Genomic DNA, 15,053 nt, shown 5'->3' on the forward strand with positions numbered 1-15,053 from the left:
CGCGAGGACCCTCGCGCACCGCCCGGCCCCCAGCGGGTCGACGCGAATGCGCCCCCGTTACGCTCCCTCGGGACGCCCTTAGCGCCCTCAACTCACGTGGTGAGAGCCCTGACAGCCCTCAGAGGGCAGGGTCGATTTTCGGCCAAATCGCCGATGTGCGGACAGGAGCGGATACGCTCCGTACAGGCCTTGCGCACCCATCGGCGACGCACAGTCCGGGAGGCGGAGCTCGCCTCCCGGACCGGTCCGCCGCCCGCGGGGATGTAGGCGGCGGTGTCCCCCAGCCCACTGGATCCAGTACAGCGGGCCGACCCACGCACGTTCCATGGAAGCGCTCCCCCGATGGCCGGAGAAGAGCGCACGGACGGGCGCACGGCCACACAACGGGAGCACGCCGCAACCGTCCGTACAGTCGTACGGACCACAATCCCGCCAACCGGACCTACGCCCCTTAACGCTGGGGATCGGGCGAACTACGCTGGGTTTACGAATGCCGCGTGGTTATGCCAGTGCGGCAGCCGTCTGTGTCGAGGGGTGGCGCATGTCCAGGGAGCAACGCGGGCCGAACGAAAAACTCGGCGCCGTTCTCGCCCTCGCGGGAATCAGCAACGCAGGACTCGCACGTCGCGTCAACGACCTTGGCGCACAACGCGGGTTGACTCTTCGCTACGACAAGACGTCGGTGGCGCGCTGGGTTTCGAAGGGCATGGTGCCTCAGGGCGCCGCGCCCCACCTCATCGCGGCCGCCATCGGCCAGAAACTCGGCCGTCCGGTGCCGCTCCACGAGATCGGCCTGGCGGACGCGGATCCCGCGCCGGAGGTGGGCCTCGCCTTCCCCCGTGACGTCGGACAGGCGGTGCGGTCGGCCACAGAGCTGTACCGCCTCGACCTCGCCGGGCGCCGGGCCGGCGGGGGCATCTGGCAGTCACTGGCCGGTTCCTTCGCCGTGAGCGCCTACGCGACCCCCGCCTCGCGATGGCTGATAACCCCGGCCGACAGTTCGGTGGCGCGCGAGGTGAGCCTCGGTGAGGGCTCCGGCGCACCGCAGAAGGTCGGCCACAGCGATGTGCTGAAACTGCGCGAGGCCGCCGAGGACGCCCGGCGGTGGGACTCCAAGTACGGCGGCGGCGACTGGCGTTCGTCCATGGTGCCCGAGTGCCTGCGGGTCGAGGCGGCACCGCTGCTGCTCGGCTCCTACTCCGACGAGGTCGGCAGAGCGCTCTTCGGCGCGTCGGCCGAACTCACCCGGCTCGCGGGCTGGATGGCCTTCGACACGGGCCAGCAGGAGGCCGCGCAGCGCTACTACATCCAGGCCCTGCGGCTGGCCCGGGCCGCCGCCGACGTGCCCCTCGGCGGCTATGTCCTGGCCTCCATGTCCCTCCAGGCGACCTACCGGGGCTTCGGCGACGAGGGCGTCGACCTCGCCCAGGCCGCGCTGGAGCGCAACCGCGGCCTCGCCACGGCCCGCACCATGAGCTTCTTCCGCCTCGTCGAGGCACGTGCCCACGCGCGCGCCGGGGACGCCCAGGCGGCCGGCGCGGCGCTGAAGGCCGCGGAGGGCTGGCTGGAGCGGGCCCGCGACGGCGACCACGATCCGTCCTGGCTCGGCTTCTACTCGTACGACCGCTTCGCGGCCGACGCCGCCGAGTGCTACCGCGACCTGAAGGCGCCGCGCCAGGTGCGCCGCTTCACCGAACAGGCGCTGTCGAAGCCGACGGAGGAATTCGTGCGCTCGCACGGACTGCGCCTGGTCGTGTCGGCGGTCGCCGAGCTCGAGTCGGGCAACCTCGACGCGGCGTGCGAGCAGGGCGTACGAGCGGTGGAGGTCGCCGGGCGCATCTCCTCCGCGCGCACCACCGAGTACGTGAAGGACCTGCTGCACCGGCTGGAGCCGTACGGCGACGAACCGCGGGTGGTGGAGCTGCGGGAGCGGGCGCGCCCGCTGCTCATGGCACCGGCGTAGACACGGCCACCGGACCCCGGACCCCACGGCCCCGCGGCCGAAACGCGGCGGGGCGTGGTTCTCGGGTTTGAGGCCATTGTCAGTGGCGCAGTGCACTATCGAAGCCGGAAGGTGGTGCAGATGCGGAGCGCGTACGACTGCGATGTGCTGGTGATCGGCGGCGGAATCGTCGGCCTGTCGACGGCGTACGCCATCACGCGCGCGGCGCCGGGCACCCGGGTGACGGTGCTGGAGAAGGAGCAGGGGCCCGCCCGGCACCAGACCGGGCGCAACAGCGGGGTGATCCACAGCGGGATCTACTACCGCCCCGGCTCGCTGAAGGCGCGGTACGCGGTGCGGGGCGCCACCGAGATGGTCAAGTTCTGCGCCGAGTACGACATCGCGCACGCCGTCACCGGCAAGCTGATCGTCGCGACGGAGAAGTCGGAGCTGCCCCGGCTGCACGGCCTGGTGCAGCGCGGCCGGGAGAACGGCATTCCGGTCAGGGAGCTGGGCCCGGCCCAGCTCGCCGAGCACGAGCCCGAGGTCCGCGGCCTCGCCGCCATCCACGTCGGCAGCACGGGCGTGTGCGACTACGTGGCGGTGGCCCGGCGGCTCGCGGAGGCCTCCGGGGCGGAGATCAGGTACGGCGCCGACGTCGTGCGCGTCGACCGGCGGCCCGCCCTCGGCGTCGCCGTGCGCACGACCGACGGGACGATCGTCCGCGGGCGGGTGCTCGTCAACTGCGCGGGGCTGCACTGCGACGAGGTGGCCCGGCTCACGGGGGACGACCCCGGCATGCGGATCGTGCCCTTCCGCGGCGAGTACTACACGCTGGCCCGGTCGGAGCTGGTGCGAGGACTGGTGTACCCGGTTCCCGACCCGGCGTTCCCGTTCCTCGGCGTCCATCTCACCCGGGGCATCGACGGCGGCGTCCACATCGGCCCCAACGCGGTGCCCGCGCTCGCCCGCGAGGGGTACGGCTGGCGGGTCGTCCGGCCCCGGGAACTGGGCGCGACCCTGGCCTGGCCGGGTTCCTGGCGGATAGCCCGACGGCACTGGCGCCAGGGAGCCGGTGAGGTGCGCCGCTCGGTGTCGAAGGCGGCGTTCACGGAGGCGGTGCGACGGCTGCTGCCCGCGGTGACCCCGCGGGACCTGCGCCCCGCCGCCGCCGGGGTCCGCGCCCAGGCGGTGCTCCGGGACGGCACGCTGGTCGACGACTTCCTGATCAAGGAGGGCCCCCGGGCGGTGCACGTACTGAACGCGCCGTCCCCCGCGGCCACGGCCTCGCTCCCGATCGGCCGGGAGGTGGCCCGTCGGGCGCTGGCGGCCCTGGCGAGTCCCTGACCGGCGGCCGCGGGGCGTGACGGACCACGCCACCGCACGGCGCGGGGGTCACCGGCCGTCGCACCGGACCGCCCACGGCCGTGACGGGTCACCCGGTGCCGGGGCCCGGCCACGCGCACCACGACGGGAACATCCGGCGTCACGGCCACCGTAAAATCGACCCCACTGTGTCTGAATTCCTTGACTCCTCCGAAGAGACCCGGCCCGCCTCCGCCGAGGACGGCTCGCCGCGTCACCGTGCCGTGGGCGAGCCCCGCTTCCCCGGTGGTCCGCAGCCCGATCCCGCCGGCTCGCACTTCGAGCGGCGCATCCGGAGCTTCCAGCCCCGGCGGAGCCGGGTGACGACCGGACAGGCGGACGCCTTGGAGCGCCTGTGGCCCAAGTGGGGCCTGGACATCGACGGACAGCGGACGCTCGACCTGGCGGAACTGTTCGGGACGGACGGCCCCGTCGTCCTGGAGATCGGCTTCGGCATGGGCGAGGCCACCGCGCAGATGGCGGCCGAGGACCAGGGAACCGGAATCCTCGCCGTGGACGTCCACACACCGGGCCAGGGCAATCTGCTGGGCCTCGCCGAGCGGAGCGGCCTGTCCAACATCCGGGTCGCCAACGGCGACGCGATCATCCTGCTCCGCGAGATGCTCCCGTCCGCGTCCCTGAGCGGCCTGCGGGTCTTCTTCCCCGACCCCTGGCCCAAGAAGCGGCACAACAAGCGCCGGCTGATCCAGCCGGAGTTCCTCGACCTCGCCGCGACCCGCCTCGCGCCGGGCGCGCTCGTGCACTGCGCGACGGACTGGGAACCGTATGCGGAACAGATGCTCGAAGTGCTGACCGCCCACCCCGACTTCGAGAACACCCGGCCGGACGGCGGTTTCGCGCCGCGTCCGGAGTTCCGGCCGCTGACCCGTTTCGAGGGCCAGGGACTGGACAAGGGTCATGTGGTGAACGACCTCCTGTTCCGGCGCGTACAGCATCGGGACCAGCACACCCAGGGCGACTGACCCGCACGCACCGCTCCGGTGCCTCCCCGGACTCCCGGACCACCTCGATCGGCGTCGCGGGCCACGCCCTCCCTCGTTAGGGTCAATGCCGTGGCCATCCATCCGCCGTACCCGACACCGCCCGGCGGTCCCGCCGGATCTGCGCCGATCCACCCGCGCTGGTGGCAGCGCAGATGGGTCCGGTACGGAGCGCTGATCGCGCTGCTCGCGATGTCCGGTCTCGTGATCCTCGCGCTCGTCCGCGAACAGACCGGCACCGAGGGCTTCCTGGTCGGTCTCGCGCTGGCCGTGTTCCCCGTGCCGCTGCTCATAGCCGCGTTCCGGTGGCTGGACCGGGTCGAGCCCGGCCCCTGGCGCAACCTGGTCTTCGCCTTCGCCTGGGGCGCCTGCGCGGCGGCGCTCATAGCGATCGTCGCCAACAGCTTCGCGACCCGCTGGATAGCGATCGCGACCGCAGATCCGTCCGGCGCGGACACGCTCGGCGCGACCGTCATAGCGCCCGTGGTCGAGGAGTCGGCCAAGGCGGCGGCCGTACTGCTGGTCTTCCTCTTCCGCAGACGGGACTTCACCGGGATCGTCGACGGCGTCGTCATCGCCGGGGTCACCGCCACCGGCTTCGCGTTCACCGAGAACATCCTGTACCTCGGCACCGCGTTCGGCACCGACCGGCTCAGCGGGGGCAGCGGGCTCGCCTCCGTCACCGCCGCGACCTTCTTCGTCCGGGTGGTGATGTCGCCCTTCGCGCATCCGCTGTTCACCGTGCTGACCGGCATCGGCTTCGGCGTCGCGGCGCTGTCCGCCGAGCGCCAGCACGTGCGCCGCGTACTGCTCCCGCTGGCCGGACTGCTGCTCGCGATGGGCATGCACGCGATCTGGAACGGCTCGTCGGACCTGGGCGAGTACGGATTCTTCGGGGTGTACGCGGTGTTCATGGTGCCCGTGTTCGGGCTGCTGACCTGGCTGGTCCTGTGGACCCGGCAGCGCGAGCTGCGCACGGTGCGCGCGGAACTGCCCGCGTACACCGCCGCCGGGTGGCTGGGCGTGACCGAGCCGTGGGCCCTCGGCTCGATGCGGGCGCGGCGGCTCGCCCGCGAGTACGCCGGCCACCACCTCGGAAAGCCCGCGGCCCGCTCGGTGGCGGAGTACGAGGCGTACGCGACCTCGCTGGCGTTCCTGCGCCACCGGGGGCGCCTCGGCCGCGCGGGCGCCGATTTCGCCGTACGGGAGCGCGAGTTGCTGGGCGAGCTGTGGCGGCGCCGGGAGATCGCCCGGCCGGCCCTCGCCCACGCGGCCCACGTCACGGCACCGATCCTCGTGCCGCCCCCCATGTACGGGTACGGCGCCCCGCAGCCGTACGCCTACCCGCAGGCCCCGGCCCAGGCCCAGCCGTACGGGCCCCCGACGCCGTACCCCGCGTACGGCCCGTACCGCTCGTAACCACGGCACCGCCCTGTCACCCGCGCCACCGGGAGCCGGCACGACCGGGGCCCGGCATCCACGTGGCCGCGCCGGTCAGGCCGACGCGCGGGACAACCGGGTCAGCTCCTCGTCGGCCAGGACCAGGTCCGCGACCCCCAGCAGCGCCGGGAGTTGTTCCACCGTCCGGGCCGAGGCGATCGGCGCGGCGACGGTGGGCCGGGCGGCCAGCCAGGCGAGGGCGACCGTCGGGACCGCGACGCCGTGGGCCTCGGCCACCTCGTCGAGCGCGGCGAGGACTCGCGGTCCGCGTTCCGTGTCGAGGTGCTTGGCCGCGCCCGCGGCCCGGGCCGAGTCGACCGTCGTGCCCGGCCGGTACTTGCCGGTGAGGAAACCGGAGGCGAGGCCGTAATAGGGGACGGCGGCCAGGCCGGCCCGGGAGGCGATGTCCTGGAGGGCACCCTCGTAGGTGTCGCGCGAGACCAGGTTGTAGTGCGGCTGGAGCGCGACGTACCGCGCGAGGCCCTCACGGTCGGAGAGGTCGAGGGACTCCTGGAGCCGCTCGGGCGAGATGTTGGAGGCCGCGATGTACCGCACCTTGCCGGCCCTGACCAGTTCGTCGAGGGCGCCGATGATCTCGTCGACCGGCACGTCCGGCTTGTCGAAGTGCGTGTAGTAGAGGTCGATGTGGTCGGTGCCCAGGCGGCGCAGCGAAGCATCCGCCGCCGCCTTGATGTTGGCCCCGGACAGCCCCGGGTACTCGGGGTGCTGGCTGACCTTGGTGGCCACCACGATGTCCGCGCGGTTGCCGCGCGACTTCAGCCACCTGCCGATGACCGTCTCGGACTCGCCGCCCTGGTTGCCCCCGGCCCACGCCGAGTAGGAGTCGGCCGTGTCGAGGAAGTTGCCGCCCGCGGCCGCGTAGGCGTCGAGCACGGCGAAGGAACGGGTCTCGTCGGCGGTCCAGCCGAAGACGTTGCCGCCGAGGGAGAGGGGAAAGACCTCGAGGTCGGAGGCGCCGAGCTTGCGAAGAGAAGTCATGCCGGAATCAACCCGGCACCGAATTGATGTATTCCGCAATCAGTTGGGCGGACCGATGGTTCGCGTACGCCTTCGCCGCCCCGGGCCGGCGGCGGACCGGCGGCCCTGACGTCGGGAGGGGGATGCCGTCAGGACCGCCGGAGAACAGGGGACGTGCGGGGCCGACGACCGTACGTCCCGGTCCGCGCCGACCGGGATCCGCGGGCATCGGGGCCGTACGGCCGGGAGCCCTCGGAGCGTCAGCACCGGTACGAGGTCAGGACCGCACCAGAGGCCGGGACTCCGTACGAACGCGGCGGTCCGTACGGGTCAGGGGTTGAGGCCCTTGCTCTGGAGCCACGCCATCGGGTCGATCCCGGTGGCGGCACCACCGGCGTGGACCTCGAGGTGGAGGTGCGCTCCGGTGACGTTGCCCGTGGCGCCGACGCGTCCGATGACATCACCGGTGGCGACCTTCTGGCCCACGCTGGCGCTGATCGACGACTGGTGGCAGAACCACAGCTCCGTACCGTCGTCGAGGGTGAGGATCGTGCGGTAGCCGTACGACCCGGCCCAGCCGGCCTCGGTGATGGTGCCGCTGTGGACCGCCTTGATGAGCGTGCCGGTGGGCGCCGCGAAGTCGAGACCGGTGTGGTAGCCGGAGGACCACAGGGCACCGGCCTCGCCGAAGGTCGAGGTCAGGGTGTACGAGGAGGTCGGCAGCGTGTAGCTCTTGGCGAGTTCGGCGAGGCGCGCGGCCTCGATCTTCGCCTTGGCCTCGTCCTCCGCCTTCTGCTTCGCGGCGGCTTCCTTGGCCTCGGCGGCGTCCTGCTGCTCGGTGGCGAGCGCGACGGCCTTCTTCGCGGCGGCGGTCTGGGCCGCCTGCTGCTTGGCGCTGTCGACCTGGTTCTGCTGCGACTCGGCCTGCTGCATGATGCGGGAGCGCAGCGCCTCACCGGCGTCGGTGGCTCCGTCGGCCGTGTCGGCGTGGGTCAGACCGGCGGTCGTGAGCGGGGTCGTGGAACCCTGGGGAGTACTGGATCCGCCGTCCGATATCAGGGCCTTGGCGGAGTCGGTGACCGACGACAGGTCGGGCAGCGAGATCGAGACGGGCGCCTTGCCGGGTGCGGCGGTGGCCATGCCACCCGCGCCGACGGCGGCGATGACCCCGACACCGAGGACCGTGGAGCTGCGGGCGAGTCCCCCACCGCGCTGCTTGCCCACACGGTGCCGGCCGCGGACGGGAGCGAGGGAGTCCTCGGTGGGATTCCATTCCTCCCAGGGACCCTCGTCCTTGCCGGAGGAGTAGCCGAAGGTGTGCGTGTCACTCGGCGGTGACGAGGTTGGCTGAGCGGGCCGGTCGGACGCCACCTGGCGCACTCCTTTCCTTCCTTCTCGTCTACCGGGTTAGCTGACGGGTTCGGAGCAGGAAGGTCTCCTACGCGCGTGAGGCGACCGTGTTTCCACGGCGCGAGACGCTCGATTCACCCCAAATTAGTGGTTCCCCGGTTCCCTTTCGGGATTCGACGCGTGCGCACGGAGCCGTCGCTTGTGACGGCTGGGACGACCGCGCTGCGTTATCGAACGTTAATAGACTCCGGTACCGGATTCCAAGCTGTTCTGACTGATCATTAACGCCGTTCGGCCAGGACTTTGGGGTCATGAACGATGAAAAACGGGCGAGTTGACCACGCGCCGCCCCAATGAATTTATTTGACAGCGCGTCAGTTGTTGCGCGGAGGGGTACGGTCCGGTCACTCCTCGTGACAGCGGCGTGGTGAGCCGTGCGCGCCCTGCCCGGCGGGGCGCCCGAGCGGTCCCGGCATCCCGGGCGAGCCCGTCTCAGGAGCGCCGGACGGCGAGCAGCGCCATGTCGTCCGACAGGGCACCGCCCGTGTGCCGGCGGACCTCCTCGGCGAGGACGCTCAGCACGACGTCCGGACCGGGAAAGGTCCGGCCGGCCAGCCGCGCGGCCGGATCGTAGAACTCCCCGTCCCGGTCACGGGCCTCGGACAGTCCGTCGGTGTGGAGGAGCAAAGTCGTCCCGCGCGGAAACGGGGCGGGCGTCGCGCGGTCGGGCCAGGTGCCCAGCGCGCCCATCCCGAGGGGCAGCGCGAAGGGTTCGGTCGAGAGCGTGACGAGGGTCCCGTCGGGGTGCAGGAGCAGGGGCGGCGGATGGCCGCGGTTGACGACGCGCACGACGTCCTCGTCGTACGGGATCTCCGCGAGGACCGCGGTGGTGAACCCCTCGAACACGTCGACGCTGTCGCGCCGGGTGCCCTCCCGGGTCAGCGCCCGCTCCAGTCGCCGCGCGACGGCCTCCAGGGTCGCCTCCTGTTCGGCCGCCTCCCGGAACGCGCCGATCACCACCGCGACGGCGGCCACCGCGGTCATCCCCTTCCCGCACACGTCGCCGACGACCAGCCGTACGCCGTGCGGGGAGTCCTGCGCCGCGTACAGGTCACCGCCGATGGACGCGTCCGCCTGCGCCGCCTCGTACCGCGCCGCGACGTCGAGACCGCCGATCCGCGCGTCGGGCTCGGGCAGCACGGCGCGCTGCGCGAACTCGGCGATCTCCCGGACGGAGGCCAGCCGTTCGTCACCGCGCCGGACGAGGATGTTGATGAGGACCGCGAGGACGGCGGCCGTCGCCACGGTGACGAGTTCGGTGACCGCGTCGACCTGCGTGACGATGCCGAGCACGAGGTGGACGACGAGCACGGCGCCGACGGCGAGGGCGCCGGTGAGGACGGTGCCGCGCAGCGAGTACAGGGGCGCGGCGACCAGCGGCGCGGCGGTGAAGAGCGGGGCCGCGGTGAACGCCGAGGGAGTGAAGTAGTCGTAGAGGAATCCGGCGACGACCAGCAGGGCGGGCAGGACCCGGACGCCCGTACGCGCGAGCCAGATCCTGCGGGACGTCGTGCCCGCCGGTCCGGTCGGCGGGACGGCTCCCGGCCCGGGGGCACCGGCCGGCCGTCCGCCGGTCCGGTCGGGGAGTTCCCCGGTCCGCTGCTCGCCTCCTGGCTGCCCCACTCGTCCAGCAGACCCGGAGGGGAGGCCGCGGGCGACCGGTGTGGCCCGACCGGGGGACGGCGGCGAACGGAGATCGGGCTCCGGGAACCGACTTCCGGACAAACACCAAGGGCCGGAACTCGTGAATCCGAGTTCCGGCCCTTGGCCTTCAGTAGCGGGGACAGGATTTGAACCTGCGACCTCTGGGTTATGAGCCCAGCGAGCTACCGAGCTGCTCCACCCCGCGTCGTTGAAACCAGTGTACGCCATTCGCGGGACCCGATTCACACGCGCCGATTCGCGCCCCTCCAGCAGCGGCCGCGGGCGCCCCCGCCGTCCGCCCCGCCCGGCATCCGGCGCCCGTACAGGGCGACCGGCGACCGGCGGGAGCTCGGCGGGCGACGCGACTAGGACAGGCCGTCCCCCGACGCACGCTCCGGGGCCCCGCCCCGCAGATGCCGGTTGGGGGCCTCGGCGCGCTCCGCGCACTCGGGGAGGACGACGACGTCCGCGCCCGCCTCGGCGAGGAGCCCGTTCCCGTCGGCGTCCGCGACGAACGTGTCCGGCTCGCGCCAGGCCGTGACGACCCGGCGCACACCGGCGTCGAGGATGAGCCGGGCGCACGGCGCGGGCCGGGAGGCGCGGCGGGCGCACGGCTCCAGGCTGCTGTAGACGGTGGCGCCGGACAACCGCGTCTCGGCCGGGTCGATCTTGGCGAGGGCGGCCTCCTCGGCGTGCACGACGGGGTCGCCCCCCTCGCGGGAGTGCCCCCGGGCCAGCTCGGTCCCGTCGGCCGCGACCACCACGGCGCCCACGCTGAACGCGGTCTCCGAGGGCGGGCACAGTGCCGCCAGGTCGCAGGCGACCTCCAGCCACAGCCGGTCGGCCGCGGAGGCGACCTCGCCGGTGCCCGGCGCGGTGGGGACGTACCGGATGAGGACGACGTCCCCGACCGGCCGCGTCTCCACCAGCCGCAGCCGGCCGGGGGGATACGCCCCGGGTCCGAACAGCCGCGGCGCGTCCGGCTGCCCGACGAAGAGAGGGGCGACGGCGAGCTGCAGTTCGTCGGCGAGGCCCTCCCGCACGAGCTGGGTGTGGACCTTGCCGCCCCCTTCGACCATGAGGCGGCGCACACCGCGTACGTCGTGGAGGTGTTCCAGCAGCACGCGCCAGTCGAGTTCGGGACCGGTCGGGACGATGTCGACTCCGGCCAGGCCGCCCAGCAGGGCGGCCGCCCGCCGGGCGCCCTTGTCCGTCGTGTAGACGGCCTTCTCACCGCCCGTGTGCCAGAACTGCGCCCGCGGGTCGAGTTCGCCGGACCCGCTCACGGTGACTTTCAGCGGGAACTCGGGGCGGCCGTCGGCGACCCGGGCCGCACGTCGTTCGGCGGAGTTGACCAGGAGCCGTGGGTTGTCCGTGCGCAGGGTGCCCGCTCCCACCAGGATCGCGTCGCTGGACGCCCGCACCTCGTCGACCCGGTCGAAGTCGGCCGCGCCCGACAGCAGCAACCGCTCGGGACCGGTGTCGTCCAGGAAGCCGTCGAGGGACACGGCGGCGGACAACAGGACGTAGGGACGGGGCATCGGGGCGCATCCTCCGGTCGCAGGGGTTCGGCCCGACGGGTCAGGGAGTCGGGTCCGGTCTCTTCCATCACGCGGTGGTTCAAGTTTTAAACAATACCTAGACTGGCCTCATGACGACCCGCTGGCTCTCCGCCGCCGAACAGCGCGCCTGGCGCTCGTACCTCTCCGCGACCTCCCTCATGGAGGACGCCATCGACCGCCGGCTGCAGGCGGAGGCGGGGATGTCCCACCTTTACTACTCCATCCTGGCCAAGTTGTCCGAGGCGCCGGACCGGCGGCTGCGGATGACCGACCTCGCCGAGGCCCAGAAGATCACCCGCAGCCGTCTGACGTACGCGGTGACCCGGCTGGAGAAGGACGGCACCGTGCGCCGCGAGGGCTGCCCCACCGACAAGCGCGGGCACATGGCGGTCCTCACCGACGAGGGCATGGCCCTGCTGGAACGGGTCGCGCCGGGACACGTCGAGACGGTGCGTGCGTCGATCTTCGATCATCTGACGCCCGAGCAGGTGGGGCAGCTGGACGAGATCTGCGGAGCCATCACCCGGGCGATCCAGGACGGGAATTCCGGGGCGTCCGGGGAAGATCTGCCGTGGCGGCGGCGCTCCTGCTCCTCATGAGGGGCACGGGGAACACCTGAACCCCGTTGCTTGAAGTTTGAAGCAGATGTAGGGTCTCGTTCCGGGCCGATGATTCAAATCTGAAACACCATCCCGGACGGACCCGTTGGACGGAGAGACACCATGCGCGACCATCCCACCGCCACCGTGCGCACCCGCGTCCGCGTGCCCCTGCGCTTCGGCGACGGCTACTCGGTCGACGCGGAACTCGTCACCTTCCACGGCCTCGACGACGGCAAGGAACACCTGGCGATCGTCCTCGGCGAGCCCGGCGCGGACCCGCTGGTGCGCCTGCACTCCGAGTGCCTGACCGGCGACGTCTTCGGCTCGGCCCGCTGCGACTGCGGACCCCAGCTGCGCGAGGCGGTGGAGCAGATCGCGGAGCGGGGCGGCGTCCTGCTGTACCTGCGTCAGGAAGGCCGCGGCATCGGCCTCTACAACAAGCTCGACGCCTACGCCCTCCAGGACCAGGGTCTCGACACCTACGCCGCCAACGCCGCCCTCGGCCTGCCCGAGGACGACCGCGACTACACGGCCGCCGCCCAGATGCTGCGGGCCCTCGGCGTCGACTCCCTCGACCTGCTCTCGAACAACCCCGACAAGGCCGAGCAGCTCCGTGAACTCGGCATCACGGTCTCCCACCGCGTCCCGACCGGCGTCTTCACGACGGCCCACAACGTCCGCTACCTGCGCGCCAAGGTCCTCCAGACCCAGCACACGCTCCCGCTGACGGAACTGACGGAACGGACGGGCCTCTCGGCCGGCTGACCCGCCGCTCGAGAACGAGACGAGCCCCCGGTCCAGATTCCTCTGGACCGGGGGCTCTTCCGTAGACCCTGTGGGACTCGAACCCACAACCAATGGATTAAAAGTCCACTGCTCTGCCAATTGAGCTAAGGGTCCCCGCACCGGCCGAGGCCGCCGCGGCGCACCGACCCGCGCCGACGCATCCCCGAGCATAGCGGGACGTGGCCGGGACTCCGATCGGGTATCGGCGACCCGGCCACGCCAAAGGGGCACAAGGTCAGGGATCTACCGGTTCGGGTGCACCCTTGCGGGCGGCCTCACGGGCGATCGTGCGCTGGTGATCGGGGTTGAGGAACCAGTGCCGGGCAGAGGCCTGCCACCAGGCCGCGGCGAAGCCGAGGACCACGATGACCGCGATCGGGGCGTAGTTGAAGGTCTCCCAGGTGACCGGGGAGACCTGGGGCAGCATGAACAGGACCGTGATGACGGCCACCCAGCCGACCGCGATCACCCCCACGAGGCGCGACCAGCGGCCCAGGTGCCAGGGCCCCCGCTCGAAGGCGTCACCCTTGCGCACCCGCAGGAACGTCGGGATGACGTACGCGACGTAGAGGCCGATCACCGCGATCGACGTCACGGCCGCGTAGGCCGCGTAGTTGATGAGGTACGGCAGGCCGAGCACCAGGGCGCCCAGCGCGGCCAGCCAGACCGCCGCCACGGGGGTCCGCGTGCGCGGGTTCACCGTGTGCCACACGTTCGAGAACGGCAGCGCGCCGTCGCGCGAGAAGGCGTAGATCATGCGGCTGTTGGCCGTCACCGACGCCATGCCGCAGAAGAGCTGCGCGCCGATCACCACGAGCAGCAGCAGCTTGCCCGATGTCGCGCCGAGCGCGTCCAGCAGGATCTGCGCCGGGGGCGCGCCCGTCGCCGAGCCCAGTTCCTCGTCGTACGACTGGATGGCGAAGGTGAAGCCGAGGAGCAGGACGAACCCGGCGATCCACGAGGTCCAGATGGAGCGCACGATGCCCTTCGGACCGGCCGTGGAGGCGTCGTGGGTCTCCTCCGTCATGTGCGCGGAGGCGTCGTACCCGGTGAACGTGTACTGGGCCATGAGGAGCCCGATGAGGACGACGTAGACCCCGCTGCCCCAGCCCGTGTTGTTCACGAACTTCGTGAACACGAAGCCGGCCGACTGGTGGTGGTCCGGCACGAAGGTCAGCGCGCCGACGATGACGGCGACGCCTATGACGTGCCACCACACGCTGATGCTGTTGAGGAGGGCGACGATCCCCACGCCGAAGGTGTTGAGGAGACCGTGCAGGACCAGGATCCCGGCGAACAGCAGGACCGTGCGGCCCGGGGTCACCTCGAAGTCGAACTGGAGGTTCAGGTAGGCGCCGAGGAAGGACGCGGCGCCGAAGTCGATGCCCGCGGTCACCGCGACCTGGCCGAGGACGTTGAACCAGCCCGTGAACCAGGCCCAGGCCGCCGCGCTGCGCTTCGGGGCGAGCCGGTGCGCCCAGAAGTACAGCCCGGCGGAGGTCGGATAGGCCGAACAGATCTCGGCCATCGCGAGTCCGACGAACAGCGTCATCAGTCCGACCGCGACCCAGCCCCAGGTGATCACGGCGGGACCGCCGGTGTTCATGCCGAACAGATACAGCGTCAGGCAGCCCGACAGGACCGAGATGATCGTGAAGGAGACCGCGTAGTTGGAGAACGCCGACATGCGGCGGGCGAGAACCTGCGTGTAACCGAGCTGGGCCAGCCGCTCTTCGTCCGACAGCCCAGTGGCTCTGGCGTCATCTGTCATGCCCCCAGCGATTCCCTCGCCGAGGGCATGACATGCGCCTGAAGGACGGCGAATTGGCCAGAAAAGGCCCTTGCCGATCCGTCGGCCGTCGGTGATCTTCGCCCCGGGCCGAACGGCGCCCTCATCGGTGCCGGCACCGACCCGGGGACCGCGTCGCGGGACGGCCCCCGGACCGTGGAAAACGGCGCGGCCCCCACCCGAACTCGGGTGGGGGCCGCGCCAGTTGACTAGGTCAGCGACGGTCAGCCGTTGCGCTTCCAGCGCGGCTTGTCGTCCCGGCGGAAGGAGCCGGTACCGGTGCCGGTGCCCGTCGTGCGGTGGTCGTCGCGACGGCCGACCGGACGGTCGTGGCCGCCGGGGCGGAAGCCGCCGCCCGTGGGGCGGTCGCCCTGACCGGCACGGTTGAAGGGGCGGTCGCTGCCCCGGTGGCCGCCGCGGTTGTCGTCACGACGCTCGAAAGAACGGCCGCCACGGTCGTCACGGTTGAAGCCGCCACCGCGGTTGTCGTCACGACGCGGGGCACGGTCGTCGCGGTTGAAGCCACCGCCGCGG

Annotated in this window: 11 protein-coding genes, 2 tRNA genes, 1 pseudogene and 1 riboswitch; of the genes and pseudogenes, 6 read left to right on the forward strand and 8 right to left on the reverse strand. The window is 72.0% G+C overall.

Features of this window, described 5'->3' with window-relative positions; all coding sequences use genetic code 11:
• The first annotated feature begins 541 nt into the window (after positions 1-541).
• The 4 genes from ACFYW7_RS10980 (at position 542) to ACFYW7_RS10995 (ending at position 5,727) form a co-directional block, all read left to right on the forward strand.
• Positions 542-1,963 (forward strand): MFS transporter, encoded by a 1,422-nt coding sequence (locus ACFYW7_RS10980; protein WP_389500473.1) that lies wholly within the window; start codon positions 542-544, stop codon positions 1,961-1,963.
• 120 nt (positions 1,964-2,083) lie between these two features.
• The gene (gene lhgO, locus ACFYW7_RS10985; RefSeq protein WP_389500475.1) at positions 2,084-3,289 is read left to right on the forward strand and encodes an L-2-hydroxyglutarate oxidase; all 1,206 of its coding nucleotides are present in this window, start codon (positions 2,084-2,086) and stop codon (positions 3,287-3,289) included.
• 167 nt (positions 3,290-3,456) lie between these two features.
• Positions 3,457-4,290, forward strand: coding sequence for a tRNA (guanosine(46)-N7)-methyltransferase TrmB (gene trmB / locus ACFYW7_RS10990; RefSeq protein WP_389500477.1), 834 nt, complete (start codon positions 3,457-3,459; stop codon positions 4,288-4,290).
• A gap of 90 nt (positions 4,291-4,380) precedes the next feature.
• Complete coding sequence (locus tag ACFYW7_RS10995) at positions 4,381-5,727, forward strand: PrsW family glutamic-type intramembrane protease (protein WP_389500481.1); 1,347 nt, start codon at positions 4,381-4,383, stop codon at positions 5,725-5,727.
• A 75-nt stretch (positions 5,728-5,802) separates the two neighbouring features.
• Here ACFYW7_RS10995 and ACFYW7_RS11000 read toward each other — a convergent pair whose 3' ends face one another.
• From ACFYW7_RS11000 to ACFYW7_RS11020, 5 genes are all read right to left on the reverse strand, one after another.
• Positions 5,803-6,747 (reverse strand): aldo/keto reductase, encoded by a 945-nt coding sequence (locus ACFYW7_RS11000; RefSeq protein ID WP_389500484.1) that lies wholly within the window; start codon positions 6,745-6,747, stop codon positions 5,803-5,805.
• A gap of 309 nt (positions 6,748-7,056) precedes the next feature.
• The gene (locus tag ACFYW7_RS11005) at positions 7,057-8,097 is read right to left on the reverse strand and encodes a M23 family metallopeptidase (RefSeq protein WP_389500486.1); all 1,041 of its coding nucleotides are present in this window, start codon (positions 8,095-8,097) and stop codon (positions 7,057-7,059) included.
• 10 nt (positions 8,098-8,107) lie between these two features.
• A riboswitch (cyclic di-AMP (ydaO/yuaA leader) is annotated at positions 8,108-8,265 on the reverse strand.
• Positions 8,266-8,568: 303 nt separating this feature from the next.
• Positions 8,569-9,759: a PP2C family protein-serine/threonine phosphatase gene (locus tag ACFYW7_RS11010; protein WP_389500489.1), complete on the reverse strand. Its 1,191-nt coding sequence runs from the start codon at positions 9,757-9,759 to the stop codon at positions 8,569-8,571.
• A 152-nt stretch (positions 9,760-9,911) separates the two neighbouring features.
• Positions 9,912-9,985 (reverse strand) — tRNA-Met (locus ACFYW7_RS11015).
• A 160-nt stretch (positions 9,986-10,145) separates the two neighbouring features.
• Positions 10,146-11,321 carry a dihydrofolate reductase family protein gene (locus ACFYW7_RS11020; RefSeq protein WP_389500491.1) on the reverse strand — a complete coding sequence of 392 codons (1,176 nt, stop codon included), beginning with the start codon at positions 11,319-11,321 and terminating at the stop codon, positions 10,146-10,148.
• Positions 11,322-11,431: 110 nt separating this feature from the next.
• Here ACFYW7_RS11020 and ACFYW7_RS11025 point away from each other — a divergent pair, with 110 nt between their 5' ends.
• Both ACFYW7_RS11025 and ribA read left to right on the forward strand, forming a co-directional pair.
• Entirely contained in the window at positions 11,432-11,941 is a 510-nt protein-coding gene (locus ACFYW7_RS11025; protein WP_389500493.1) for a MarR family winged helix-turn-helix transcriptional regulator, read from the forward strand.
• A 123-nt stretch (positions 11,942-12,064) separates the two neighbouring features.
• Positions 12,065-12,709: a GTP cyclohydrolase II gene (gene ribA / locus ACFYW7_RS11030; RefSeq protein WP_389500495.1), complete on the forward strand. Its 645-nt coding sequence runs from the start codon at positions 12,065-12,067 to the stop codon at positions 12,707-12,709.
• Positions 12,710-12,771: 62 nt separating this feature from the next.
• Here the strand turns inward: ribA and ACFYW7_RS11035 are convergent.
• The 3 genes and pseudogenes from ACFYW7_RS11035 to ACFYW7_RS11045 all read right to left on the reverse strand — a co-directional run.
• Positions 12,772-12,844 (reverse strand) — tRNA-Lys (locus ACFYW7_RS11035).
• 121 nt (positions 12,845-12,965) lie between these two features.
• Positions 12,966-14,501 carry an amino acid permease gene (locus tag ACFYW7_RS11040; protein WP_389500497.1) on the reverse strand — a complete coding sequence of 512 codons (1,536 nt, stop codon included), beginning with the start codon at positions 14,499-14,501 and terminating at the stop codon, positions 12,966-12,968.
• A gap of 242 nt (positions 14,502-14,743) precedes the next feature.
• A pseudogene (locus tag ACFYW7_RS11045) lies at positions 14,744-15,053 on the reverse strand (RNA helicase); the annotation flags it as partial.

The sequence above is a fragment of the Streptomyces sp. NPDC002580 genome (assembly GCF_042889485.1).
Lineage (GTDB): Bacteria > Actinomycetota > Actinomycetes > Streptomycetales > Streptomycetaceae > Streptomyces.

What these genes read in the sequence shown, in the direction of transcription:
- ACFYW7_RS10980 (WP_389500473.1), top strand. Translation starts at nt 542, where the DNA reads ATGTCCAGGGAGCAACGCGGGCCGAACGAAAAACTCGGCGCCGTTCTC.
- lhgO (WP_389500475.1), top strand. Translation starts at nt 2,084, where the DNA reads ATGCGGAGCGCGTACGACTGCGATGTGCTGGTGATCGGCGGCGGAATC.
- ACFYW7_RS11000 (WP_389500484.1), bottom strand. Translation starts at nt 6,747, where the DNA reads ATGACTTCTCTTCGCAAGCTCGGCGCCTCCGACCTCGAGGTCTTTCCC.
- ACFYW7_RS11020 (WP_389500491.1), bottom strand. Translation starts at nt 11,321, where the DNA reads ATGCCCCGTCCCTACGTCCTGTTGTCCGCCGCCGTGTCCCTCGACGGC.
- ACFYW7_RS11025 (WP_389500493.1), top strand. Translation starts at nt 11,432, where the DNA reads ATGACGACCCGCTGGCTCTCCGCCGCCGAACAGCGCGCCTGGCGCTCG.
- ribA (WP_389500495.1), top strand. Translation starts at nt 12,065, where the DNA reads ATGCGCGACCATCCCACCGCCACCGTGCGCACCCGCGTCCGCGTGCCC.
- ACFYW7_RS11040 (WP_389500497.1), bottom strand. Translation starts at nt 14,501, where the DNA reads ATGACAGATGACGCCAGAGCCACTGGGCTGTCGGACGAAGAGCGGCTG.